We start from the raw sequence: 24,833 nt of genomic DNA, 5'->3' as shown, positions 1-24,833 counted from the left end.
ATTCTGTTTTTTATGATGTTACCTGAGGTCAGTAATATGCTCATTTTAGGAAAGAGAAATGAATGAAATATTACTGACCATAGTATTTCAATAGAATCGTCTCCATTGAATGTATTTATAAATTGTTGATAGGAAAAAGAGACCTTTAATGAATGCGAACAAGTTGTTTATGATATACTGTATTACCTTCTTGGCTTGTATAAGGCGGTACGCTTCGTCCGAAACAATTTGCAATAATATTGGAGTGAGTAGGATAAGAAATACGAATTTCATACAAATTAATAGCTTCATCTAAATTAGCATAAAATACTGCTAGGTTGTTGCCTTGTAAAAGGTAGGGGAATTCTACTACTGTATCTTCACCAATTAGTACAGGTAATTTTACAGGATTAGAATAGTTAGACCAATCCCACACTTCTATATTTACGTAGTGTGCGTAATATGCATCTAAATTTACAATGTTTATTACTGCTGAAACTGTTGCAGGCTCTCTTGTTAATACACCTGTTGAATGAATAACAGATTGATGTGGATAATGAAGAGGCATAAATATCAGACCTTTCTAATTTAATATGATTGTACAATATTCTATGCAGATCATTGATAGAATGAGATAGGGAAAATGCATTATTCTAGTAATTTTTTATAGAAATAAAAAATGAAATATTGAATAATATTCCAGTACTTGTATCATTGGTAAAGTGCGTTTATAATCAAATAATCCTATTAGCTTTCTGATTGCGTTACACATTATTGAAAGCGTTTTTATTATGTGATACATTTCGATGGACATGATTACTGTATGACATGTATCGAAGGGATTTTTTTATCGTTTTTTAAGGTAGGAAGTCTGACTTATTTTCGAAAAAACTTTGTATGTAGTTGTAAGTAAGAAAGAGAATAAGGAATAGTATAATTTTTACAAGATGGGGAGGGACAGTGTGAAAATGTAAGGTTTTCACATGAGGATATATGGGTTACGTAGGATTATTACTTTCAGGTGCAGCTTTATTTTTAAATAGTCTTGTTATATTGGGAAAAGTAGAGATGAAAAGCGCAGGTGTTTTTAATTTATTTGTAGGGGCATTACAAATTATTATACCGTTTTATTTAATTATGATTTCTGATCAAAGTAATTGGACGGTATATTCATATGCAGCTACTTTTTTATTTGGTTTAACTTATTTATATGTAGGCGTTACGTTTATTAAAGGAATGGATAGTAGTGGGCTAGGCTGGTTCTGTATGTGGGTAGCAATTATTGCTTTATTCTATATGGTCGTTTCATTTGTTCAATTCCATGATATTGTTAATGCGTTAACATGGTTTATGTGGGCATTACTTTGGTATTTATTCTTTGTGTTAAATGCGCAAAAAAAGAATATTAATCAATACCTTGGCAGAATTGCTTTTGTACAATCATGGGTAACATTGACATTGCCTTCACTCTTTTATTTTATGGGAGTATGGGGAGAGGGATTCGTATATGAACTATGGGTTTATGTATCCGTAATTTCCATTTTATACTTCTGTTATTGTATTTATAAATATCGAGTACGTTAATATATTTTCTGTAGAAAAGCATGGAATCGTTAAACTAATTCCATGCTTTTTATATATTAGCATTTATAATATAGAGGTAGTATTTTACAATTTATCAAAATGGGGATGATGAAGTTGAAAAAAGTATTGGTACTAGGGGGAACAAGATTTTTTGGTAAACATTTAGTAGAAGCTCTTTTGCAAGATGGACACGATGTAACGATCGCGACGAGAGGAATTACGGAAGATTGTTTTGGAAGTACGGTAAAAAGATTTATTGTAGATAGAGAAGACGAAAAACAACTAGCAGAGCGTCTAGAAGATAAAAGTTATGATATCGTATACGATAATTTATGCTATAGCTCGAATGCAGCGAAGATAATATGTGAAGTGTTACAAGGAAAAACAAAGAAGTATATTATGACATCTTCAATGGCTGTTTACGAGCCAGCGATAGGCTTGTTAGAAGAGAACTTTAATCCGTACGAGTATGCTATTACGTATGGAGATAGAAATGGCTTCAATTATAGTGAAGGCAAGCGATTAGCCGAATCGGTTTTATTTCAACAAGCAACATTCCCAGTCGTTGCAGTGCGTTTTCCAGTTGTTATTGGAGAAAACGATTATACGAAAAGGTTACAATTTTACGTTGAACATATTGTGAGGCAAGAACCTGTCGCGGTGACTCATGTAGATGGAGAGTTGTCATTTATACATGAAGAAGCAGCGGGGGGGTTTTTAGCCTGGTGCGGGACAGAAAGCATAGAAGGACCAATTAATGCTTGTAGCAACGGGATAGTTTCTACTAGAGAAATTATTCATTTCATAGAAGAAAATACGGGAATAAAAGCACTCGTTCAAGAAGTAGGAGATAATGTAGCGCCGTATAATGAAGTTATTAATTGTACATTACATAATGGAAAAGCTAGTGAATTAGGATACCGGTTCCGAGAGTTGAAAATAGAAATAGAACAAGTATTACGTTATTACATACATGCAATGAAATAATCATAAATCCCCCGGTGGCAATCCGGGGGATTCTGGAGGATTTCGACAATACTAATTTTACATTACCAAACTTACCTTATACGCACGACTAATGTTTTTGTGATTGAATTGCTTGCAAATACTTTTCATTTACCCGGTCCCAGTTCACTGTATGCCACCAGTTGGTAACAAATTCTGGACGCCGATTTTGATACTTTAAATAATAGGCATGTTCCCATACGTCGATGACGAGTAATGGAATTTTACCTTCTTGCAAAGGTGTATCTTGATTAGGTGTACTCATAACAGTAAGTTCTTCACCATCAAGGACAAGCCATCCATATCCACTTCCAAAACGACTAATAGCTGCTTTGGACAGCTGATTTTTTAAGTTGTCAAAGGTATTGAAATAATAATCAATTACTTTTGCAACGTCTCCATTGGGATCGCCGCCACCTCGCGGGCTCATTACTTCCCAAAAAAGACTATGACAATAATGTCCACCACCGTTATTTCTGATAGCTGTAACAATTTCTTTTGGTAAAGTGTCTAAATTACATAGTAATTCTTCTAAAGATTTATTATGTAATTCCGTATAGTTTTCTAAAGCGGCATTCAAATTATTTACGTATGTCGCATGGTGCTTCCCATGATGAATAGAAAGCGTGTTGCTATCGATATATGGCTCTAGTTCATCATAGTCATATGAAAGCTTTGGCAATTGAAATGAAGACATAACATTCCCTCCTTTCTTCTAAAAGTTGGTCTAGGTAAAAATACTTTACCTGAGTCAAAAATACACCTGTTTTTCATACAAGTCAATAGTAATCTCTTTAATTTTCTGAAAAATATTACAATAAAAGTAACACTTCGACTTTCATTTGTGACTCTTATTCTTTTTGCTTATACTGTAAAGTAGTAACGTTTTGTTGAAATAGAAGGAGATCGTTTATGAGTAAAACGAAACAATTAATAGAGGAAGCGAGTCATTTTATTACGATTTGCTATAAAGAGCTGAATAAAGAACAATTCATAGAAGAGCGCATGAAAGAAATTCAAGTTGAGATAGAGAAAACTGGTACGTATGAGCATACATTTGAAGAGCTTGTTCATGGATCTCGAATGGCATGGCGCAATAGTAATCGATGTATCGGAAGACTATTCTGGAGTAAGATGCACATATTAGATGCACGTGAAGTAAATGATGAGGAAGGTGTATATAATGCATTAATTCATCATATTAAATATGCAACGAACGACGGAAAAGTTAAACCGACAATTACGATTTTTAAGCAATATCAAGGTGAAGAAAATAATATACGAATTTATAATCACCAATTGATTCGATATGCAGGATATAAAACAGAAATGGGAGTAATTGGTGACTCTCATGCCGCTGCATTTACGGATTTTTGTCAGGAACTTGGCTGGCAAGGAGAAGGTACGAATTTCGATGTATTACCACTTGTGTTTTCTATAGATGGAAATGCACCTGTATATAAAGATATTCCAAAAGAAGAAGTGAAAGAAGTACCAATTGAACATCCAGAATACCCGATTTCGTCGCTTGGGGTAAAATGGTATGGGGTTCCAATGATTTCAGATATGCGCTTAGAAATTGGAGGTATTTCCTATACGGCAGCTCCGTTCAATGGATGGTATATGGGAACCGAGATTGGGGCTCGTAACTTAGCGGATCATGATCGTTATAATTTACTTCCAGCTGTTGCGGAGATGATGGAGTTAGATACATCGAGAAACGGTACGTTATGGAAAGATAAGGCATTAATTGAATTAAACGTAGCTGTTTTACATTCCTTCAAAAAACAAGGAGTTAGTATTGTGGATCACCATACAGCTGCACAACAATTTCAACAATTCGAGAAGCAAGAAGCAGCATGTGGACGGGTTGTAACAGGCAATTGGGTGTGGCTCATTCCACCGTTGTCACCAGCTACCACTCATATTTATCATAAACCGTATCCAAATGAAATTTTGAAGCCGAATTTCTTTCATAAATGATATTTAGTATAGTTTTTTATGCAAAATATAATTTTTTTTAATTACTGTTACGTAGCAAATGGAAGCCTTTACTCTCGGTTATTTTTGGAAGGAGCTTTTTGAACCAAGGAGTTCCTTATGTTATAATCAAATTTCTGTTTCGAAGACCTTATAGAAATATAAGGTCTTTTGTTTTGCTTTTTTATGTGATAGGAATAGAAATTTTCTTTTAAATAAGGGATTTAGCATATTTTTAGGGACAACATAAGTGTGTAGAAAATCGATGAATTATTATGCTTATATAATCATTATGTTTTGGGTGTAAACGATAAAACATAATAAAGTTGTTTTTTTAGATTGCTGAGGAAGGAGGAAGTGTAAATGAGAATGAAGAGTCGAAAAACGGATTGGCCTGTATTTCTTATTAGTGGTGGCTCACTTTTATTATTTGTAATTGCAGTTATTTTAAATAAAAGTTACGTAGAGGGAGTCATTAATAGCAGTTTTGCAGCTTCAATTAAATATTTTGGTGCCTTTTGGCAGGTTTTATTAATTGGTACATTTATTGTGGCAATGTGCATGGCGTTTTCAAAATATGGGAGAGTTAAACTTGGGGGGCTAGAAAAACCTGAGATTAGTACGACAAAATGGCTCGCTATTATTATGTCTACATTACTTGCCGGAGGTGGCGTTTTTTGGGCAGCTGCAGAGCCGATGTACCATTTGATGACGGTTCCACCAATACATGAAGGTATAACTGCTGGAACGAAAGAAGCGGTAATGCCTGCTTTAGCACAAAGCTATATGCACTGGGGTTTCCTCGCTTGGACGATTTTAGGTACAATTAGTGCGGTAGTTATGATGTACGGACATTATCATAAAGGTATGCCGTTAAAACCTCGAACACTTTTATATCCTATTTTTGGAGAGAAATTGCGAAAGAGTTGGCTTGGAACAATGATCGATGTATTTGCCATTATTGCGGTAGCTGCAGGTACAATTGGTCCAATCGGATTTTTAGGACTACAAGCAAGTTATGGGTTACAAGCATTGTTTAACATTCCTGATGTGTTTACTACTCAATTAGCCATTATTGTTTGTGTAGTAGCTGTTTCTACTATATCTGCGGTAACGGGAATTGATAAAGGGATCCAAATTATAAGTAATTTAAATGTTAGGTTAGCAGTTTTATTAATGGTATTCGTATTACTGTTTGGACCAGGTGGATTTATTATTGATTCATTTGTTTCTTCGTTTGGATTTTATATAAATGAATTTATTCCAATGAGCACATATCGTGGTGATACAGGTTGGTTAGGGTCATGGACAATCTTTTTCTGGGGATGGTTTATTGGATACGGACCGATGATGGCAATTTTAGTGAGCCGTATTTCAAGAGGAAGAACGATCCGAGAAATTATCGTTGCAATTGGAATTATTGCACCTATTATTACAACGTTTTGGTTTACGATTTTGGGAGGATCGGGTGTATTTTATGAGTTAATGAATCCTGGTTCTATCTCGACCGCATTAAGTGAATCTGGTATGCCAGCGGCTATGATTGCAATTACAGAGCAACTGCCACTATCTAATATTATTGGACCTGCATTTCTTTTATTAACAATTTTATTTGTAGTAACAACAGGAGATTCAATGGCTTATTCGATTTCAATGGCAGTGACTGGAGATGGAGATCCTAGAATTAGCTTGCGAGTTTTTTGGTCGCTTATTATGGGAGCAGTTGCAGCAATTCTTTTATACATGGGTGAGGGAAGTATTAACGCATTACAATCATTCATCGTAGTAACAGCTGTCCCAGTATCCATTCTGTTATTCCCAATGCTATGGCTCGCGCCTAAAGTTGCAGGCGAATTAGCCTTAAAACAAGGTATTGTAAAAGAAGAAGAGAAAACTTCCTTCTTGTTCCAAAAAGCTAGTAAATCAAAATAAATAATTGTAGTTATATAAAAAGAGGAAGCATTTCATTTGAGATGCTTCCTCTTTACTATTTATTTAACTACTTTTCTCGAAGGGGATCATATTTTGTACAGTTTCAATCTATTCTAATACTTTATCTTTCGTCTCTGGGACACATAGTAGCATTGTAACTAAACCGATTGGATAAATAATGAAGATGAGAGATAGTGCTCCCATTAAATTTCCACCTGCAGCAAGTAAGCCGATAATAACAGGCCCAAATCCAGCTAAACCGCGTCCTGTTCCGAAAATAAAGTTCTCTGCTGTCGAGCGAGCTTCAGCAGGATAGTTTTCAGCTAAAACTGCTCCGAATCCTCCCATCATGCCATTGGCAAAGAATCCAAGCAATGCACTTCCCCATAACAATGATGTTGAGTCTGTGAATAAGAAGAAGTAAATGAGACAGTATATAGTACCACCGACATAATAGATTGTAAAAGTTTTACGGCGACCAATTTTATCGGCTAGAATACCAAAAGTCGCAATTCCAATTAGCATGCCGATCGTAGAGATGAACATCCAACCGCTCGCTTTTGCTAAAGTGTAGTTATATTTATTTGCTAAAATAGTTGGCATCCATGTGAAAATTCCATAATATCCGAAGTTCTGGATGAATGACATAATAATAAGACCAATTGTTGTTATCGTTACTTTTTTATTGGCAAATAACTTTCGAAGTGGGAACTTTTTCATTTGCTTTAGTTGTTCTGCCTCAGTAGTTGTTAAATTCCCTTCAGCTTCTTTTTGTAACAATTCTTTTTTGTATCGTTGTTTTTGTTCCCATATTTTCGGTTCACTTAAACTTTTGCGAACATAGACAGCTAGTAAAGCGGGAATGAGTCCAAATAAGAAAACAGCTCTCCATCCGAAATGCGGGACGATAAATGCTGGAAGGAGTGAAGCGACTAGTACGCCAAATTGCCATCCAAGTGCAACAACGGATGTCGCCTTAGCACGCATTTCTTTAGACCAGGTTTCAGTTACGATGGCCATCCCAATCCCGAATTCACCACCAACTCCCATTCCAACTAAAAAGCGAAGAATTAATAATTGCCAATAATCTGTTGCGAAATAAATAAGTGCTGTTGCTAGTGAGAATAGTAAGATTGTAAAGGCCATCGTACGGATACGCCCAAATAAATCAGCAATAAATCCAAATAAATAAGACCCGATTAGCATTCCTATTGTGGTAGCTAATGTTAAGTTTCCACCTTCAACAGGGCTTAAATGAAATTCTTTTAAAATGTAGACGAGTACGAAAGATAAGAGCAACATATCTAAACCTTCTGCTGCATATCCTAGCGCAGAGCCAAATAATGTTTTATATCTTTTCTCTTTCGTCTCCTCTGTTGTTGATTGTACATCAGTAGTGACGTTCATCATTACTCCTCCTTATTTTCTTCTACAGTCGCTATGGAAGAATAACAAAAGGCCTTCTCACCTGATATGATGAGAAGGCCAAAAAAGCATACGTATCCTTAAAAAAGACCATACGTATAGTATATTCCGACTTCCTTCTCAACCTCACGGGGTTGGGTTAAAGGACTGTATTATATTACCTTATTTTTAGCACTCTTCTATTAGATTGTCAAATAAAGAGTGTATTGTTATGTGTAAAATATTTCAAAAGATACTTCATTCTCCTTGACGCCCACTTCATTATTTTCCCATAATAAAACTAACTCATATAAAAAGGAATGAATCACAGATGCTAAATTTAGTACTTATGATGATTGAACGTGTCGGACTTATTGTTATTTTAGGATTTTTACTTTCTCATATTAAAACGTTCAGGCGCCTTCTTCATAGACAAGATGGATATGTAGATAAGCTTAAGCTTATTTGTATTTTTTCAGTGTTTACAATTGTAAGTAATTACACGGGAATTGAAATTGCAGGGAATACAATTATGAATGAAAATTGGCTACAAGGTGTTTCATCATCGAGTACAATTGCGAATACACGTATTATGGGTGTTGGGATTAGTGGATTGCTTGGTGGTCCTATCGTCGGAATTGGAGTAGGATCGATTGCTGGTATTCACCGTTATATGCTTGGTGGGACGACAGCGCTAAGTTGTGCAATCTCGTCAATTTTAGCAGGTGTTATAACGGGGTATATTGGATACATTTTTAAAAAATATAATCGTGCAATTACGCCTAAGTTTTCGGCAGTTTTAAGCGTGTTTATCGTTTCTTTAGAAATGATTATGATCCTATTAATCGTAGAGGATGGAATTAGTATCGTGAAAACAATTGCGATACCAATGATCCTTGTAAATAGTTTCGGAAGTTTTATTTTACTTTCTATGATACAAGCTATTTTACGCCAGGAAGAAAATGCGAAAGCTTTGCAAACACATAAGGTATTACGAATTGCTGATAAGACATTACCATATTTTCGCCAAGGATTAACAGAAGAGTCTTGTAAACATGTGGCACAAATTATTCACCGTTTTACGGGAACAGATGCGGTATCCTTAACAGATACAGAGAAAATATTAGCTCACGTTGGATTAGCATCAGATCATCATATTCCTTCACACAGTTTAATAACAGGTTTATCGAAAGAGGTTTTACATACAGGGAAAATAATGAAAGCGAAATCACGTGAGGTTATTAATTGCCAACATGAAGGCTGTCCTCTGCAAGCAGCTATTGTTATTCCATTAACGTCACATGAAAATACGATAGGGACATTAAAACTGTATTTCAAGAACCCTAACCAGTTAAGTCGTGTTGAAGAGGAACTAGCAGAAGGGTTAGCAAAAATATTTTCCACGCAGCTTGAATTAGGTGAAGCTGAGTTGCAAAGCAAATTATTACAAGATGCAGAGATAAAGGCATTACAAGCACAAATTAACCCGCACTTTTTATTTAATGCGATTAATACAGTATCAGCTTTATGCCGAACAGATGTAGAAAAAGCAAGGAAGTTATTATTACAGCTTAGCGTGTATTTTCGTTGTAATTTGCAAGGGGCACGTCAGTTATTGATTCCGCTAGAACAAGAATTAAACCATGTACATGCATATTTATCATTGGAACAAGCACGGTTCCCAAATAAGTATGAAGTGAAGATGTACATTGAGGAAGAGTTAAAGACGACTTTAGTTCCACCATTTGTACTGCAGCTATTAGTTGAAAATGCATTGCGCCATGCTTTTCCGAAAAAGCAGCCAGTGTGCGAAGTTGAGGTACATGTGTTTGAAAAGGAGGGGATGGTGCATTTTGAAGTCCAAGATAATGGACAAGGGATTGAGAGTGAACGTCTCGGACAATTAGGAAAAATGGTAGTTCCATCACAGAAAGGGACTGGAACGGCTTTATATAATATTAATGAACGACTTATCGGGTTATTTGGGAAAGAGACAATGCTTCAAATTGAAAGCGAATTAGAGCAAGGGACAAAGATCCTCTTTGTAATTCCGAAAAAAGTAGGGGAGGAAAAACGGAGTGTTAAAAGTATTAGTAGTTGATGATGAAATGTTAGCGCGTGATGAATTGAAATATTTATTAGAGCAAACGAAAGAAGTAGAGATAATTGGTGAGGCGGATTGTGTAGAGGATGCATTAGAGGAATTAATGAGAAACAAGCCAGATATTGTGTTCCTAGACATTCAATTATCTGATGATAACGGATTTGAAATCGCAAATATATTAAAGAAGATGAAAAATCCCCCTGCAATTGTCTTTGCTACTGCCTATGATCAATATGCATTGCAAGCATTTGAAGTAGATGCGTTAGACTACATTTTAAAGCCATTTGATGAAGAACGTATCGTACAGACATTAAAGAAATATAAAAAGCAAAAACAAATAAAATTAGAAACAAAACAAGAAGTAAAGAGTATAGACGTAACGACCGAGATGCATAAATTAGCATTACCAATTGAAGAATCGATTGTACTTGTGAATATTGAAGATATTATATATGTAGGACTTGTAGACGGAAAGGTGACAGTAAAAACGACGAGAGAAACATATGTAACACACGATACACTTGTCATTTTGGAAAAAAAGTTGCCGCAAGCAAGTTTTATGCGTGTCCATCGTAGTTTTATTGCAAATATTAATCATATTACAGAAATACAACCATGGTTCAATTCTACATATAATTTAATTATGAAAGAAGGATCAAAAGTACCTGTTAGCCGTACATATGCAAAAGAACTCAAAAAGCTACTTCGTATTTAAGAAGTAGCTTTTTGTATTTCATCTGCCTATTTCTGTAACTAATTTTGTATATTTGACGTTCTATTATGTAAACGCTTACAGTTTTGTTTGTATCTTATACAATTAAGGTACCAAATCGAAAGAGGTGGCCAAAATGAGTACGAAAAAAGTATATAGTTTCTTATCACAAGCATTCATATTTTCAGCTATTATGTTAGTTTCTAATATTATTGCAACACATTTACCAATTCCGATGCCTTCATCAGTGATCGGATTAGTTATTCTATTTAGCTTATTATGTTTAAAAGTTATTAAATTGGAACAAGTTGAATCACTCGGAACAGCTTTAACAGGTATTATCGGATTCCTTTTCGTTCCATCAGGTATTTCGGTTATTAATTCTCTCGGTGTAATGGGACAATATTTTGTACAAATTTTAACTGTAATTGTTGTTGCAACAATTATTTTACTCGCTGTAACAGGGTTATTTGCACAATTCATTTTAGGAAAAGATGACAAAGAAATAGAAGATACGAAAGAATTGAAAGTAGTAAATAAAGGACGCAAGCACGGAAAAGTTGCGTAACCAATTTAGTATATATTGTTAGGAGGGAATGAACATGGCAAGCACAATGACTCCATATTTCGGAATCGTAGTTTCATTAATTGCATACGGAATCGGAACATTATTATTTAAGCATTCAAAAGGATTCTTCTTATTCACACCATTATTCGTAGCGATGGTATTAGGGATTGTCTTTCTAAAAGTAGGTAACTTTACTTTTGAAGAATATAATACTGGCGGAAAAATGATTAGTTTCTTCTTAGAACCAGCAACAATCGCGTTTGCAATTCCATTATATAAACAAGTGGACAAGTTAAAAAAATATTGGTGGCAAATTTTATCGGCTATTGTGGTTGGATCTATTTGCTCAGTAATTGTCGTGTTCATTGTTGCAAAAGCAATTGGTCTAGATACAGCGGTAATGAATTCAATGTTACCACAAGCAGCAACAACAGCAATTGCGTTACCGATCTCTGAAAGTATTGGTGGTATACCAGCAATTACATCGTTTGCAGTTATTTTTAACGCGGTTATTGTATACGCATTAGGAGCATTATTCTTAAAAACATTTAGAGTAAAGCATCCAATTGCAAAAGGTTTAGCACTTGGAACAGCAGGTCACGCATTAGGAGTGGCAGTAGGAATTGAAATGGGTGAAGTAGAGGCAGCTATGGCAAGTATTGCTGTAACAGTAGTAGGGGTTGTAACTGTAGTTGTCATACCGATGTTTATGCCATTCATTGGCTAGTAAAACTTACTTAAAAAATGAGAAAAGCAAGCTATTTGTAGGACAGATTTCTACTGATAGCTTGCTTTTTATGTTACAGTAGTGGTAAGACCTATTTTAATAAAATGTAAGTTTCCTTAAATCTTCATTAATACTGTGTAGAATACGTTTTGAATTAGGTCATTGTATTGTAAAATAAGAAGTAAGCTACTATAGGATCTGCTAAGGGAGATCTATAATAAGCTTGTAAAAATCTTTATATGAATAAATAATTAAAGGTAGAGAAGAGAGAAAAAATCTACTTATTAACGTTTTACTTTATAGGACAGGAGAGAGTACTCGTCGATTATGCAAATAAAAAACCTGTTTCAAAGCAAAGGATTTCAGAGGTTTCTCGTATTAGTAATACTTGCTCTCGTGTTATACGGGCTGCAAAGTATGTTGAATTTAATTTTAATTACGTTTATTCTCACGTATTTAATGGATCGATTCCAAAAGTTTATTTCCCGCAAATTAGATCATTTCATGCCCATTAACCGAAAAATTATTATAGCATTTCTATATGTAATGTTAATTGGTGGAATTGCTATTACGCTATTTAAATATTTACCAGTATTAACGATACAAATTTCACAATTGATTTATCAATTTAACGTATTTTTAAGAAACCCACCGGATAGTGAATTAATTAAGTATGCAGTTAATGCTGTTAATCATATGGAACTTTCGAAATATGTAGGACAAGGCGTTGACATTTTGTATAAATCGATTACGAATGTTGGGAAATTTGGCCTTCAAGTGTTACTTTCTTTAATTTTAAGTTTATTTTTCTTATTGGAGAAAGCTCGTATCGTTGCTTTTACTGCAAAGTTTAAAGAAAGCCGACTTGCAATTTTCTATACTGAAATTGAGTACTTCGGTAAGAAATTTGCACGTTCATTCGGAAAAGTAATCGAAGCACAATTTTTAATTGCAGTTGTTAACTGTGTTTTATCCGTTATTGCACTATGGATATTAGGATTTCCGCAATTATTAGGTTTAGCGTTAATGATCTTCTTGCTCGGTTTAATTCCAGTAGCTGGGGTTATCATTTCGTTATTCCCGCTTTGTATGATTGCTTACAATATCGGCGGTATTATGTACGTTGTTTATATTTTAATTATCGTAACAGTAATTCATGCACTTGAAAGTTACGTGCTAAATCCGAAGTTTATGTCGCAAAAAACAAATTTACCGATTTTCTATACATTTATGGTATTAATCTTCTCAGAACACTTCTTAGGTGTATGGGGACTAATTATCGGTATTCCAATCTTCATTTTCTTATTAGATGTCTTAGATGTGACAAGTGATGAAATGGAGCAGGACTTGGAAAAAAACAAGGTGAAGTAAAGAAAAAGCATCGATGTTCGATGCTTTTTCTTTTATAACATGATGTTTTTTATGCCATACTGTAAGCAGAAGATAGAATAGGGGTGAAATAATGGCTGTAAATGAAAAGGTAGAGTTAGCTACATTTGCTGGAGGGTGCTTCTGGTGTATGGTTTCGCCATTTGAAGAGATGGAAGGAATTATAAAGGTTGTTTCTGGCTATACAGGTGGTCATAGAGAGAATCCAACGTATAAAGAAGTATGCTCGGAAACGACGGGGCATTATGAGGCAGTGCAAATTACATTTGATGCAAATAAAATGCCGTATGAAGAGTTATTAAATATATATTGGAGACAAATTGATCCGACTGATATAGGTGGGCAATTCCACGACCGCGGACAGTCTTACGAAACGGTGATTTTTTATCATAATGAAGAACAACATAAAAAAGCAGAGACTTCAAAAGAAGCGCTTGCAAAGAGTGGACGCTTTTCAAAGCCGATTGCGACCCAAATATTATCAGCTACTACGTTTTATCCGGCTGAGGAATATCACCAAGGATATCATAAGAAAAACACATTTCGTTACGAGTTATACCGTAAGGGTTCAGGGCGAGATGCGTTTATTAAACAACATTGGCCAAAAGATAATACTCATTTAAAAGAAGAACTCAATGAGATGCAGTTTTATGTAACACAGGAAAATGGTACAGAACCACCATTTCGAAATGAGTATTGGAATCATAAAGAAGAAGGTCTTTATGTAGACATCGTTTCAGGTGAGCCTTTGTTTACTTCTATAGATAAATTTGATAGCGGGTGTGGATGGCCTAGTTTTATGAAGCCAGTTATGTCAGCAAGTGTGAAAGAAAAAATGGATGTGAGTCATAATATGACGCGTACAGAAGTGAGAAGTAAGGAAGGAGATTCACATCTGGGGCACGTATTTCCAGACGGTCCAGGACCAAATGGTCTTCGTTACTGTATTAATTCCGCAGCTCTTCGATTTATTCCAAAAGAGGAATTAGAAAAAGAAGGTTATGGTGATTTCCTAATCTTGTTTGGAAATAAAAAATAACCTCGCAGTTAGCGAGGTTATTTTTTTGTTATTTTTCTTTTTTCTTTTTGAACTTGCTTAATACTTCATAAACGATTGGAACAATAAGAAGTGTTAATAACGTTGAACTTGTTAATCCACCAATTACTGTTACACCAAGGCCTTTAGAAATTAAGCCGCTACCTTCAAATCCTAATGCAAGCGGGATAAGAGCCCCGATTGTTGCAATTGCAGTCATTAAAATTGGGCGAAGGCGTGTAGCACCAGCCTCTAATAAAGCTTCACGTGTTGATAGACCTTCATTTTCTTTATGAATAACGCGGTCGATAAGCACGATTGCGTTTGTTACAACAATACCGATTAACATAAGCGCACCAATCATCGCAGAGACACTTAACGTTTCGCCAGAGATTAATAAGGCAACAAGAGCTCCGATAATTGTAAATGGTAGCGAGAATAAAATTGCGAATGGTGCAAGAGCACCACCAAATGTAACGACAAGAACGAAGTATACAATGGCAATCGCAGCTAACATCGCTAAGCCAAGTTGCTTGAATGATTCTTCAATATCTTTTGTAACGCCGCCCATAGAAACATCTACGCCCGAAGGAAGATCCATTTTATCTACTTCTTTTTGAACAGCGGCAGATGCTTTTGAAACGTCATCAGATATTAGTTTTGCGCTTACTTCCGCATAAACGCGGCCATCGCGGTGTTTCACTGTATTAGAAGTTTCACCTTCTTTTACAGTCATAACATCTTTCACAGCCACTTCAGTACCAAGTGGTGTTGTAATTTTTCGATTTGTTAAGTCATCGATTGTTTCATAATTTTGTTTTTCAGCTTCTACATATACATTGACATCTTTACCGTCTTTTTTAATTGTTGTCAGAACAGGGCGATCATGTTGATTAGAGAGTCCCATTCCAATTTGTGCAGCCGTTAGACCCATTTTACTTAGTTTTTCTTGATCTGCGACTAAAGTATACTCTGCGTACGTTTTTGCAATACTAGAGTCTATATCTTTTAAGTCTTTATTTTTTTTCATGATAGTTTGAATATCTTTTACGACAGGCTTAATGTCTTCCGAGCTATCTCCGTAAACGTATAGTTTAATTTCATTACTACCGCCACTTGCTCCAAAATCTTGGTTTTTCCATTCGCCTTTTCCAGACATCTTCTGTAAATCTTTAACGACTTGTTCTTTCTCTTTTTCGAAGTTTTTCGTGTCGTTATCATATTGCACGAAGAACATTGCCTGGTTGGATTGACCAGGACTCATTGGGTTTTCGCCACCTAATGAGAATTGAATTGTTTTGACGTCTTTATTATCTTGGAAGTGCTTCTCAGCTTTCGTTGCAATTTTTCCAACGTCTTCTAACGTTTGCCCTGGTTCAGGGTTGTATGTTGTAATGATCATCTTTTCTTCTTCAGATGGTAAGAAACTTACACCGATAATTGGCACTAGTGCAAGACTACCAACTAATAGAAGGACAGCGATACTTGATGTAATAATTTTGTGATTTAAAGCCCATGCAAGTATGCGTTTATACCCGTTTGCTAATTTACTTGGTTTTTCTTCATGATGTACTTCTTTTTCCCTCATGCTCTCTTTCTTAAATAAAGAGTGAGCTAGCATTGGTACGATTGTAACTGCTACTAGTAACGATGCTAATAAAGCGAAGACAATAGTTAAGGCAAATGGTAAGAACATTTCACCAATCATACCTTTTACTAGCCCAAGCGGTAAGAATACAGCAATGGTTACGATAGTAGAAGACATAATTGGAACAAACATTTCCTTCGTAGCTTCACGAATTAAATCTTTTCCGCGCAGTTTCTCTTCTGATAACGACATACGTCGGTAAATATTTTCAATAACAACAATGGAGTCATCAACAACACGCCCGATAGCGACTGTCATCGCTCCAAGTGTCATAATGTTAAGCGTAATATCCATTTGCTTTATGACTAATACAGCAATTAATAAAGAAAGTGGTATAGAAACGACAGAGATTAATGTTGTTCGGATATTTCGTAGGAACAACATAATAATAACAATCGCAAAGATAGCCCCGAAAATGGCTTTGCTCAGCATTGTTTCTACTGATTTCTCAATAGGTGCACCTTGGTCGAATGTTGAGATGATTTCTAAGTCTTTATATTTTTTCTCAAGGTCTTTTACTTTATCTTTCACTGCATTTACAACATCAACCGTATTTGCATCAGCGGCCTTCACAATTTGAATTCCAATTGCTTCTTTTCCATTCGTTCGAGATATAGATTCTGCTTTCCCAACTTCTTTAATGTCAGCAATTTCGTCTAATGTAACGGTTGGAATTCCATTCATAGCGGCTGGATTCATTTGCGGCGTTTGTGCACCAGCTCCAGCATTTTGACTACCTTGAGCGCTAGGGGCTGAAGGTACAGCTGGGATTTTTAGCTCTTTTAATGCTTTAATTGTTGTAATATTTCCATCTACAATAACTGATTTTTCCGTGTCTTTAAATGTATATAAGCCAAGTGGTAAAGATACATCCGATCCTTTAATCACATTTTTTACAGTATCTTCACTTAAACCTAATTCTTTCATCTTATCTTTTTTGAAGACAAGTTGTACTTCATCTACTTGTTGACCTGAAATTTGAACAGATGCGACTCCATCAAGTCCTTTTAATCCTGGAACAACATTCTTTTCTACATTCTCAGTTAAGGTAGCTAAAGATTCATTTTTACTTGCTACGCTTAACGAAATCACTGGAAAGGCATTGAAGTTTACACGTGAAACCTTAGGGTCCTTTACGCCTTCTGGCATCTTCACGTTTGCGAGAGCTTCTTTAATTTCTGTTTCAGCTTTTTCCATGTTTTTATCAAAATCATATTCTACCTGAATAGAAGATGCGTTTTGAAAAGATGATGAGCTAACAACATTTACACCACTTAAATTTTGTAGTTGCTCTTCCATCGGTTTTGAAACTTTGTCAGCTACTTCTTCTGGTGTAGCACCAGGATAAACCGTAGTTACTGTTACAACCGGTGTTGTAATATCAGGAATTGTTTCCAGCTTCATATTCAGCCCAGAATAAATACCTGCAATGGTAACAATAATGGTTAGTAGCCAAACTGCGAACTTATTTTTTAACGAGAAATTAATGATTTTGTTCATGTTTGCGCTCCCTTTGTATTGTATTGACCAACTGGTCAGTCTAATACATAATATAACTGACTGATTGGTCAGCCGTCAATGAAAAGGGATGGTATAATAAATTCATAATAAGATGCGAGATTAAATTTAGGAGAGACATGATATGAAAGAAAAAGAGCGTTTAATTATAGAGATGGCTATGAAGTTATTTGCGACTAAGGGTGTAAATGCGACATCAGTACAGGAAATTGTGACAGCTTGTGGCATATCTAAGGGAGCTTTCTATTTATACTTTAAATCGAAAGATGAGCTTTTATTAGCAACACTTCGATATTACTATGACAAGATTCAAAAAAAAATGATGGATATTGAAAAAGAATCATTATTACCACGTGAAAAATTTGCAAAACAATTGCATTGCCAGTTTAACGATATACAAAAGCATAAAGAATTTATTATTATGCATGCGAGGGAAAATGCTATACCTTTTAATAAAGAAGTAGAAGAGTTTATGATGAGGATGAAGTTAGAGTCTCACGCATTTTATCGGAATAGTTTATTGTCTATTTATGGTGAAAAGGTTATGCCTTATTTATTAGATTTAGTCATTATGGTAGAAGGCATATGCCGTGGATATTTAGAGTTAATTATTTTACAAGCGTCAGAAATTGACTTATCCTATGTTTCTGCTTTTATTTTGAAAAGAGTAGATGATTTAGTAGATGGATTGGTAGGATCTTCGGAAGAACCTGTGTTACATGAAGAAAAGCTTGGAGAATTTCTTTGCAAATCAGAGCTTATTAAGGAGCAAGTTAAGGAACACTTTTTAAAAGAAATCATCGTTTTTAAACGTACATTAGCTGATCAATTAGAAGATGAGGAATTACTTGTGACATTAGATGTTTTGGAGGCAGAAATGAGATTGCAAAATCCAAGAATTCCGGTCATTCAAGGGATGTTATCTAATTTAGAGGTATATCCAAATTTAAAAGAATTTCGTTTGAGGCTTATGGGGTATTACAATATAAAAAGGTAACAATGATAGTTTTCATTGTTACCTTTTTTATTATGCATTCACTTTTTCTTTTGTTTGTGTAGTCTCTTCTTGCTCGATATTGATTGTTTCTTTCACAATATAAATCGGACGGTTTTTACTCTCATCATAAATACGAGCAATATATTGGCCAACGATTCCAAGACCAAGTAACTGAATACCGCTAAAGAATGTAATAGCAACCATAATAGATGCCCAACCTGTTTGCGTACCAGTGCCAATAATTTTCACAGTAATTGTATATAGTAAGACAATTATTGAAATAAGAACTGATAATAACCCTAAAGTCATAACGATACGTAACGGTTTTGTTGAAAACGCAATAATGCCATCAGATGCAAATTTAATCATTTTCTTTAATGGATATTTTGTTTCACCAGCAAAGCGCTCATCACGTTCATATTCAACATACGTTTGACGGAAGCCAACCCAAGACATCATACCGCGGATGAAGCGATTTCGTTCAGTCATTTGATTGAAAACATCAGCTACTTTGCGATCGATGATTCTGAAATCACCAGTATCTTTTGGGATATCGATATCAGACATATAGTTTAAGAATTTATAGAAATATTTAGCTGTTAAAAGTTTAAACCAAGTTTCACCTTTACGTTGTTTACGTTTCGCATAAACAACTTCATATCCTTCTTCCCATTTTGCAATAAGTTCAGGAATAACTTCAGGTGGATCTTGTAAGTCTGCATCGATAATTACAATAGCATCACCTTTTGCAGCAGCAATACCAGCTGTAACGGCTATTTGGTGTCCAAAGTTACGTGCGAAATTAACGATTTTTGTACGGTAATCATTTGCTGCAATCTCAGATAAGATTTCCATTGTACGGTCTGTGCTACCGTCGTTTACAAAGACAAACTCGTAATTAATATCATTTTGAAGCATAACGGACTTTAAACGGTTATAACATTCCTGTGCTACTTCTTCCTCGAAGTACATAGGAACTACAACCGAAATTAATTTTTGCATGTTGTATCCTCCGTAGTTTTAATAAGTTGTTTAAGTTTAATTAGTAGCCTTTTCAGTTTGGTTGAATGTCCAAATTTTATTAAGGACAAAATTGATAACCATTCCGACACCAATTGCGAAAATCTGTGCAATTAACGCATTAAAGGTAAGTTTATCTACTAATATAAATAAACATAATGTATTAAAAGCCAATACAATTAAATTTACAGTTAGAAATTTAAAGAACATTGACGTGCTTTTATTATTAGGTTTAAACACCCAATTTTTATTCCAATAGTAGCTATTGGCAACACCAATTAAATAGGCAATGGTATTCGCAATAAGGTAGTTCATCCCAAATTTTAATAATATCCAAAAGCTAATAATGGTAATGAGCGTATTAAAGATTCCTACTAAACCAAACTTTAAGAGTTTCTCCATAATAGTATCCTCATCTTTATAAAATATATAAATAAAACAGGAAATGTCGAAAGGTTATTCGTACATAACAAATACTTATTATAGCATATTTTATACTGAAACGTTATTTATTTTGATTAGAGTGATTTTTAAGTGATTAGAAAAAATAGGAATTATATACAAAATATAGATGAATATATGATATATTTTACTTACTATCGCCAATTAAAAAGTATAGTGCGAACAAAAATAACATGTGTATTTTGGGTTTTGTGGTAAAAATGAATAGTCCTAAATTTTCATTATGTTTTTGTAATGGAGATAACGTTATTAGCGGGTGTTTTATTATTATCTATAGTGGGAAGTTTTATCCTTAGAAAAAGTTCGCTGTATCTAGAAAAATTGGTGGCTATTAAAAATAAATACAAATCTTCTCTATTTATTATTTACTTATATGCAATAGGTTTAATAATGGCATAGTTGTTAGTAGAAGTGGCATCAAGATATCATTGTGCAGATACAATTTCAATGATCATTTTTGCTACATTTGGTATAAATTATGCTTACAATAAAAAAGAGAATGTAGATATACATGAAAAGGCATGAGCTCGGTATTGCACCTTGCTCATGCTTTTTTAGTTCGGTTTAATGTGTTTTGATGATTAACTCTTCACTGGTTAAAGTTTAATTTTGTACTTTGGAGGTTTTTCTGTCTGATATAAATCGATAGCACAAATATAGTCCATAACTTTGAATGATTGTAAAGCTAGGAATGATAAAGTATCGATATCTTGTTTGGTATTCAATCAAGAAGTGAACAGTTACATAACCGATTATTAATAGTAAAAATATTGTGTAATGCGTGTTGTTTTGCTTAGTAAATATGAGATATAGAAGTGCTAGCGTACCAAATAGCATAGCTGTCATATACATATACTTTTCATATTTCGTAAGGTCATTTTGTAAAGTAATCATATTATTATCTGTATTCCCCAGTGTTAGTAGACTCCATGATGGAGCGGAGTCGTAATCTGCCCACATGAGTGTAAACTTATCACCGAATAACGATAAAACCTTCTGTGGATCAGCTAGTCGCTCTTGAATCAGTTTCTTTTCAGCGGCTTTTCGTTCTTCGCCAATCTCAAAGGACATCATATATTCTGCATCTGCTGTAGAATAACCACCTTTTGTTTCATGATTAAGTCCTACTGTGAATTTCCAGAGAGGATCACGGTTGGATAGTGGGTATTGTGTAATTCCGGCAGATATAAATGAATAACTTATAATGTAATGAACAAGGTAAAATACGACGAAAATCCCACAAAGTTTTTTAATAGAAGTGAAAATATCTCGTTTCGATTTCCCTAACATACCGTGTAAAAAGAAATAAATAGTTACTGCAATTAGGATGATGCCACCAAGTGGGCGCATAATGTCTCCTAAAGAAAGCGATATCCCTATAAAAATCCACATATATTTATGGCTTAAGCCTTTTGTAATTAATAAATAAAATCCAAGGTAAAATAGGAATGTGGCAAGGTGCTGATTTGTTAGGACTGAGCTTAATACAATACTTGGGATATATAATGCATATATTAATCCCGCCACGCGTCCAGTCCACTCATTAAATATGTGAGAAGTTATTTTGTAAACTAATAATGTTGTTCCTGTGCAATATAACACATTTAAGAACTTTAGAAAGAAAGTCCCCTCACCGAATACATTAATAATCAAAGCTTGGTACATTGTAAATCCAAGCTGATAAACCCAAGAAGTATAATATATGCTTTGAGCAAAACTAAAATCGCCTTTAGTTGCTTGCACGGCTCCATTGTACATCATAGCAAAATCGGATTCGATGGGAGTTTGGATATTAAGAAACCAGATGAATCGAATAGAGAAGGCTAAAATGATAAGCGAAATAGTGAATAGTAGTTTTGACATATATTTATTGGCAATATAGCCAACAAATATAAATAGAAGGCCTATTAAAATGATACTTGGGATTATAATAAGTAAACGAGTGTCGGCCTGTGCTCTAACCACGGATACTGAGTCCAATGTAATAGCTGCAGAAATAATTAGACATAGTACTAATAAACATTTCACAAAAAATGTATTGAGTTTTAGAAAAAATGTACTTTGCATTATATATAAAAACTCCTTATCAAACCTTATGGTATTTTAAAACGAAATCCCTTTGCACGCTAAATAGCAGTGTAAAGGGATGTTTTTTAGGGGATTAAGAATTTTCTTGGGCCCATTTTTCTACATCCCAAGTTTTTGTTATCCAATCTTCATAAAATTCTGGTTCGTGGCATACAAGAAGAATTGTTCCTTTGTATGCTTTCATCGCTTTTTTCAGCTCATCTTTTGCCGTAACATCAAGGTGGTTTGTTGGCTCATCAAAGAGTAGCCAGTTACTTTCTTCGCCCATTAGTTTACATAAACGAACTTTTGCTTGTTCGCCACCGCTTAATTGATTCAGTGGACGAGAGATATGTTCGTTTTTTAAACCGCATTTCGCTAACATTGCACGTACTTGATGTTGGTCTAAGCTAGGGAATGTATTCCAAACATCATCAATTGGTGTTATATTATCAGCTTTTACTTCTTGCTCGAAGTATGATGGGTTTAAGAAGTCACCAAGACTTGTTTTTCCGCTTAATGGTTTAATCTTACCTAAAATCGTTTTTAATAGTGTTGACTTACCGACACCATTACATCCAACAATTGCAATTTTTTCACCACGTTCAATTGTCATTGTTAATTTTGGTAATAACGCATGTGTATATCCAATCTCTACATTTTCCCCTTCGAAGACAAATCGACTACTTGCACGACTTTCTTTAAAGGAGAACTCAGGCTTAATAGCTGTTTCAGGACGATCGATACGCTCCATGCGATCAAGTTGTTTTTGACGGCTCTTCGCACGGCCTGTAGTTGAGTAACGGGCTTTATTTTTTGCAATAAAATCTTCTTGCTTTTTAATAAACTCTTTTTGTTTTTCGTAAGCATTAATATGTTGATTTTTATTAATTTCCGCTAGTTCTAGGAATTTTTCATATGTCGCTGTATAACGCGTCATTTTTGTAAACTCTAGATGGAAAATAACATCGACACATTTATTCATAAATTCCGTATCATGGGAAATTAATAGGAATGCATGTGGATATTCTTTTAAATAATTTGTTAACCAATGAATATGTTCAACGTCTAGATAGTTGGTAGGCTCATCTAATAGTAATACTTCTGGTTGTTCAAGTAGTAACTTTGCAAGTAACACTTTTGTACGTTGTCCGCCACTTAATGCGGCAACATCACGATCTAAACCAATTGCGTCAATTCCAAGACCGCGCGCTGCTTCCTCAATTTTCATATCTAATAAATAGAAACCGCCTGCTTCAAGAGCATCTTGTATTTCTGCCATTTGCTCAAGAAGCTCTTCTAATTCTTCAGGTGTAGCAGTTCCCATTTTTTCTGTAACTTCATTTAAAGCTTTTTCTTTTTCAAATAAAGGTAAAAATGCATCTGCTAATATGTCACGAATTGTGCGGCCAGGTGTTAAATTTGTATGTTGGTCTAAGTAACCATAATTTGTACCAGGTGTCCATTCAACTCGGCCTTCATCATGGATAAGTTGACCAGTAATTATATTCATAAATGTTGATTTACCAACACCGTTTGCTCCAACTAATCCAACGTGTTCTCCTGCGAGTAAGCGCATGGATACATCTTTAAATAATGTACGATCACCAAATGTATGGCCTAATTTTTCAACAGTTAATAAGCTCATAATGTCCTCCGTTCAATTCTAAATAGTGTCTTGAATCATGATACTAAATTCTTCGATATAATGCTATCATTTCAAAAATATATAATGTAATTGACCAGCGGGGGATGCAATTACAAAGAATGATGGGTTGCTTTTCCAGAAATAAGCGGTGCAAGAGAAATAAAAAATAAGGTGTAACCATTTAATAAAAGTGGTTACACCTTGTTTTTTTATTTTAAATATCCACGAACAATACCGCGTAAGCGATTTGCGTGGAATTTACGCTTATCATTAGAAATATTTTGTGTCATACGGAATGTTGCGGCAGCGACAGCGCGTAAGAAATAAGGGAATCCATAGTGTAAGCGAATAACTCTACCAAAACCACCAGCATAAGAAATAGCACGTTTTAATGATTGTTCATTAATAATTTCCTCTTTTACAGGATGGTATACGAACAGATCTTTTCTAAATAAGCCAGTGTAATTTTGTTTCATTCCACGTAGCACAAAGTCAGTTTCTTCACCAGCTCCATAAATCGTGCCAGAACCAACACCTAAATCTTCATCAAATGTACCTACATCTTGTACAAATTGCTTTGTGAAGAATAGCGTGAAAGAAGGTCCCATGAATCCATACTTATTATTTAAAATAATGTCTGTATCCGGTGCGTGTATTAAAGAACCCGTTCCTTCCACATTTGTAGTGTTTGTTGAGATGAAATGAACATCTTTATTAGAGTTGAAAGTTTCTAATATACTCTCTAAAACATTTGTTTCATAAATACAATCATCATCTGGAAAAGCGATGAAATCACCATCTGCTACTTTTAAGCCTGCATTTCGAGCTCTCGATAGGCCTTTAATAGGTGTATAAATGTAGTGAATAGAAAATTTATCTTTATATTCATCAAATAAATCAGAGATTGGCGTATCATTTTGATCTACTACGATAAGTTCAAAGTTTTTGTAAGTTTGTTGTTCAAGTGATTTTAGTAAGTCAAGAATATCATCACGTCTGCCACAAGTAGCCATGATTAAAGAAAATTTCAAGTTTAACAGCTCCTTTTAGAGA

Annotated in this window: 20 protein-coding genes and 1 pseudogene; 12 read left to right on the top strand and 9 right to left on the bottom strand. The window is 34.7% G+C overall.

What is annotated here, in order from left to right; translation table 11 throughout:
• Positions 1 to 145 precede the first annotated feature (145 nt).
• On the bottom strand, positions 146 to 547 hold the full coding sequence (locus KVT31_RS15325; RefSeq protein ID WP_088098591.1) for a hypothetical protein: 402 nt from the start codon (positions 545 to 547) through the stop codon (positions 146 to 148).
• 425 nt (positions 548 to 972) lie between these two features.
• Between KVT31_RS15325 and KVT31_RS15320 the strand changes: the two genes are divergently transcribed.
• Both KVT31_RS15320 and KVT31_RS15315 read left to right on the top strand, forming a co-directional pair.
• Positions 973 to 1,563, top strand: a complete 591-nt coding sequence (locus KVT31_RS15320) for an AmiS/UreI family transporter (protein WP_088098590.1) — start codon at positions 973 to 975, stop codon at positions 1,561 to 1,563.
• A gap of 105 nt (positions 1,564 to 1,668) precedes the next feature.
• Complete coding sequence (locus KVT31_RS15315; protein WP_088098615.1) at positions 1,669 to 2,550, top strand: NAD-dependent epimerase/dehydratase family protein; 882 nt, start codon at positions 1,669 to 1,671, stop codon at positions 2,548 to 2,550.
• An 88-nt stretch (positions 2,551 to 2,638) separates the two neighbouring features.
• On the opposite strand, the gene sodA is transcribed toward KVT31_RS15315, so the two are convergent.
• Positions 2,639 to 3,265, bottom strand: coding sequence for a superoxide dismutase [Mn] (gene sodA / locus KVT31_RS15310; protein WP_088098589.1), 627 nt, complete (start codon positions 3,263 to 3,265; stop codon positions 2,639 to 2,641).
• A gap of 215 nt (positions 3,266 to 3,480) precedes the next feature.
• Between sodA and KVT31_RS15305 the strand changes: the two genes are divergently transcribed.
• Together KVT31_RS15305 and KVT31_RS15300 are read left to right on the top strand one after the other, a co-directional pair.
• On the top strand, positions 3,481 to 4,551 hold the full coding sequence (locus KVT31_RS15305; RefSeq protein WP_088098588.1) for a nitric oxide synthase oxygenase: 1,071 nt from the start codon (positions 3,481 to 3,483) through the stop codon (positions 4,549 to 4,551).
• A 360-nt stretch (positions 4,552 to 4,911) separates the two neighbouring features.
• A complete protein-coding gene (locus KVT31_RS15300) occupies positions 4,912 to 6,480 on the top strand; it encodes a BCCT family transporter (RefSeq protein WP_088098587.1) in 1,569 nt (522 codons plus the stop codon).
• Positions 6,481 to 6,588: 108 nt separating this feature from the next.
• Here the strand turns inward: KVT31_RS15300 and KVT31_RS15295 are convergent, their stop codons facing one another.
• Positions 6,589 to 7,887, bottom strand: coding sequence for an MFS transporter (locus KVT31_RS15295; protein ID WP_088098586.1), 1,299 nt, complete (start codon positions 7,885 to 7,887; stop codon positions 6,589 to 6,591).
• A gap of 328 nt (positions 7,888 to 8,215) precedes the next feature.
• On the opposite strand from KVT31_RS15295, the gene lytS reads away from it, so the two are divergent.
• The 6 genes from lytS to msrB all read left to right on the top strand — a co-directional run bounded on the left by lytS (position 8,216) and on the right by msrB (position 14,423).
• The gene (gene lytS / locus KVT31_RS15290) at positions 8,216 to 9,985 is read left to right on the top strand and encodes a two-component system sensor histidine kinase LytS (RefSeq protein ID WP_098342273.1); all 1,770 of its coding nucleotides are present in this window, start codon (positions 8,216 to 8,218) and stop codon (positions 9,983 to 9,985) included.
• Positions 9,963 to 10,703, top strand: coding sequence for a LytR/AlgR family response regulator transcription factor (locus KVT31_RS15285; protein ID WP_088098581.1), 741 nt, complete (start codon positions 9,963 to 9,965; stop codon positions 10,701 to 10,703). Before lytS ends, KVT31_RS15285 begins: the two co-directional genes overlap by 23 nt.
• A gap of 133 nt (positions 10,704 to 10,836) precedes the next feature.
• Positions 10,837 to 11,268 (top strand): antiholin-like murein hydrolase modulator LrgA, encoded by a 432-nt coding sequence (gene lrgA / locus KVT31_RS15280; RefSeq protein ID WP_000104908.1) that lies wholly within the window; start codon positions 10,837 to 10,839, stop codon positions 11,266 to 11,268.
• A 34-nt stretch (positions 11,269 to 11,302) separates the two neighbouring features.
• Positions 11,303 to 11,995, top strand: coding sequence for an antiholin-like protein LrgB (lrgB, locus tag KVT31_RS15275; RefSeq protein WP_000168869.1), 693 nt, complete (start codon positions 11,303 to 11,305; stop codon positions 11,993 to 11,995).
• Between the two features lie 327 nt (positions 11,996 to 12,322).
• Positions 12,323 to 13,366, top strand: coding sequence for an AI-2E family transporter (locus KVT31_RS15270; protein WP_088098580.1), 1,044 nt, complete (start codon positions 12,323 to 12,325; stop codon positions 13,364 to 13,366).
• Positions 13,367 to 13,457: 91 nt separating this feature from the next.
• On the top strand, positions 13,458 to 14,423 hold the full coding sequence (msrB, locus tag KVT31_RS15265; protein ID WP_088098579.1) for a peptide-methionine (R)-S-oxide reductase MsrB: 966 nt from the start codon (positions 13,458 to 13,460) through the stop codon (positions 14,421 to 14,423).
• Positions 14,424 to 14,451: 28 nt separating this feature from the next.
• Here the strand turns inward: msrB and KVT31_RS15260 are convergent, their stop codons facing one another.
• Complete coding sequence (locus KVT31_RS15260; RefSeq protein ID WP_088098578.1) at positions 14,452 to 17,568, bottom strand: efflux RND transporter permease subunit; 3,117 nt, start codon at positions 17,566 to 17,568, stop codon at positions 14,452 to 14,454.
• A gap of 142 nt (positions 17,569 to 17,710) precedes the next feature.
• On the opposite strand from KVT31_RS15260, the gene KVT31_RS15255 reads away from it, so the two are divergent.
• Positions 17,711 to 18,583: a TetR/AcrR family transcriptional regulator gene (locus KVT31_RS15255; RefSeq protein WP_088098577.1), complete on the top strand. Its 873-nt coding sequence runs from the start codon at positions 17,711 to 17,713 to the stop codon at positions 18,581 to 18,583.
• A 30-nt stretch (positions 18,584 to 18,613) separates the two neighbouring features.
• Here KVT31_RS15255 and KVT31_RS15250 read toward each other — a convergent pair whose 3' ends face one another.
• Together KVT31_RS15250 and KVT31_RS15245 are read right to left on the bottom strand one after the other, a co-directional pair.
• Positions 18,614 to 19,585: a glycosyltransferase family 2 protein gene (locus tag KVT31_RS15250; RefSeq protein WP_001170707.1), complete on the bottom strand. Its 972-nt coding sequence runs from the start codon at positions 19,583 to 19,585 to the stop codon at positions 18,614 to 18,616.
• 36 nt (positions 19,586 to 19,621) lie between these two features.
• On the bottom strand, positions 19,622 to 20,005 hold the full coding sequence (locus KVT31_RS15245; RefSeq protein WP_000413281.1) for a GtrA family protein: 384 nt from the start codon (positions 20,003 to 20,005) through the stop codon (positions 19,622 to 19,624).
• 375 nt (positions 20,006 to 20,380) lie between these two features.
• On the opposite strand from KVT31_RS15245, the pseudogene KVT31_RS30280 reads away from it, so the two are divergent.
• Positions 20,381 to 20,590: pseudogene (locus tag KVT31_RS30280) on the top strand (glycosyltransferase family 39 protein); the annotation flags it as partial.
• Between the two features lie 78 nt (positions 20,591 to 20,668).
• Here the strand turns inward: KVT31_RS30280 and KVT31_RS15240 are convergent.
• The 3 genes from KVT31_RS15240 to KVT31_RS15230 form a co-directional block, all read right to left on the bottom strand.
• A complete protein-coding gene (locus KVT31_RS15240) occupies positions 20,669 to 22,132 on the bottom strand; it encodes an ArnT family glycosyltransferase (protein ID WP_088098576.1) in 1,464 nt (487 codons plus the stop codon).
• Between the two features lie 94 nt (positions 22,133 to 22,226).
• The gene (locus KVT31_RS15235; protein WP_088098575.1) at positions 22,227 to 23,780 is read right to left on the bottom strand and encodes an ABC-F family ATP-binding cassette domain-containing protein; all 1,554 of its coding nucleotides are present in this window, start codon (positions 23,778 to 23,780) and stop codon (positions 22,227 to 22,229) included.
• A 209-nt stretch (positions 23,781 to 23,989) separates the two neighbouring features.
• Positions 23,990 to 24,811: a glycosyltransferase family 2 protein gene (locus KVT31_RS15230; protein WP_088098574.1), complete on the bottom strand. Its 822-nt coding sequence runs from the start codon at positions 24,809 to 24,811 to the stop codon at positions 23,990 to 23,992.
• Between the last annotated feature and the right edge of the window lie 22 nt (positions 24,812 to 24,833).

Origin of the sequence: Bacillus sp. GbtcB14 (assembly GCF_019091205.1) — a bacterium.
GTDB classification, from domain to species: Bacteria; Bacillota; Bacilli; order Bacillales; family Bacillaceae_G; genus Bacillus_A; species Bacillus_A cereus_AG.
This window is presented reverse-complemented; position numbering and strand designations above follow the sequence as displayed.

Bases quoted from the DNA above. Each gene is read 5' to 3' on its own strand.
- KVT31_RS15325 (WP_088098591.1), bottom strand. From the start codon at position 547: ATGCCTCTTCATTATCCACATCAATCTGTTATTCATTCAACAGGTGTA.
- KVT31_RS15320 (WP_088098590.1), top strand. From the start codon at position 973: ATGGGTTACGTAGGATTATTACTTTCAGGTGCAGCTTTATTTTTAAAT.
- KVT31_RS15315 (WP_088098615.1), top strand. From the start codon at position 1,669: ATGATGAAGTTGAAAAAAGTATTGGTACTAGGGGGAACAAGATTTTTT.
- sodA (WP_088098589.1), bottom strand. From the start codon at position 3,265: ATGTCTTCATTTCAATTGCCAAAGCTTTCATATGACTATGATGAACTA.
- KVT31_RS15305 (WP_088098588.1), top strand. From the start codon at position 3,481: ATGAGTAAAACGAAACAATTAATAGAGGAAGCGAGTCATTTTATTACG.
- KVT31_RS15300 (WP_088098587.1), top strand. From the start codon at position 4,912: ATGAGAATGAAGAGTCGAAAAACGGATTGGCCTGTATTTCTTATTAGT.
- KVT31_RS15295 (WP_088098586.1), bottom strand. From the start codon at position 7,887: ATGAACGTCACTACTGATGTACAATCAACAACAGAGGAGACGAAAGAG.
- lytS (WP_098342273.1), top strand. From the start codon at position 8,216: ATGCTAAATTTAGTACTTATGATGATTGAACGTGTCGGACTTATTGTT.
- lrgA (WP_000104908.1), top strand. From the start codon at position 10,837: ATGAGTACGAAAAAAGTATATAGTTTCTTATCACAAGCATTCATATTT.
- lrgB (WP_000168869.1), top strand. From the start codon at position 11,303: ATGGCAAGCACAATGACTCCATATTTCGGAATCGTAGTTTCATTAATT.
- KVT31_RS15270 (WP_088098580.1), top strand. From the start codon at position 12,323: ATGCAAATAAAAAACCTGTTTCAAAGCAAAGGATTTCAGAGGTTTCTC.
- msrB (WP_088098579.1), top strand. From the start codon at position 13,458: ATGGCTGTAAATGAAAAGGTAGAGTTAGCTACATTTGCTGGAGGGTGC.
- KVT31_RS15260 (WP_088098578.1), bottom strand. From the start codon at position 17,568: ATGAACAAAATCATTAATTTCTCGTTAAAAAATAAGTTCGCAGTTTGG.
- KVT31_RS15255 (WP_088098577.1), top strand. From the start codon at position 17,711: ATGAAAGAAAAAGAGCGTTTAATTATAGAGATGGCTATGAAGTTATTT.
- KVT31_RS15250 (WP_001170707.1), bottom strand. From the start codon at position 19,585: ATGCAAAAATTAATTTCGGTTGTAGTTCCTATGTACTTCGAGGAAGAA.
- KVT31_RS15245 (WP_000413281.1), bottom strand. From the start codon at position 20,005: ATGGAGAAACTCTTAAAGTTTGGTTTAGTAGGAATCTTTAATACGCTC.
- KVT31_RS15240 (WP_088098576.1), bottom strand. From the start codon at position 22,132: ATGCAAAGTACATTTTTTCTAAAACTCAATACATTTTTTGTGAAATGT.
- KVT31_RS15235 (WP_088098575.1), bottom strand. From the start codon at position 23,780: ATGAGCTTATTAACTGTTGAAAAATTAGGCCATACATTTGGTGATCGT.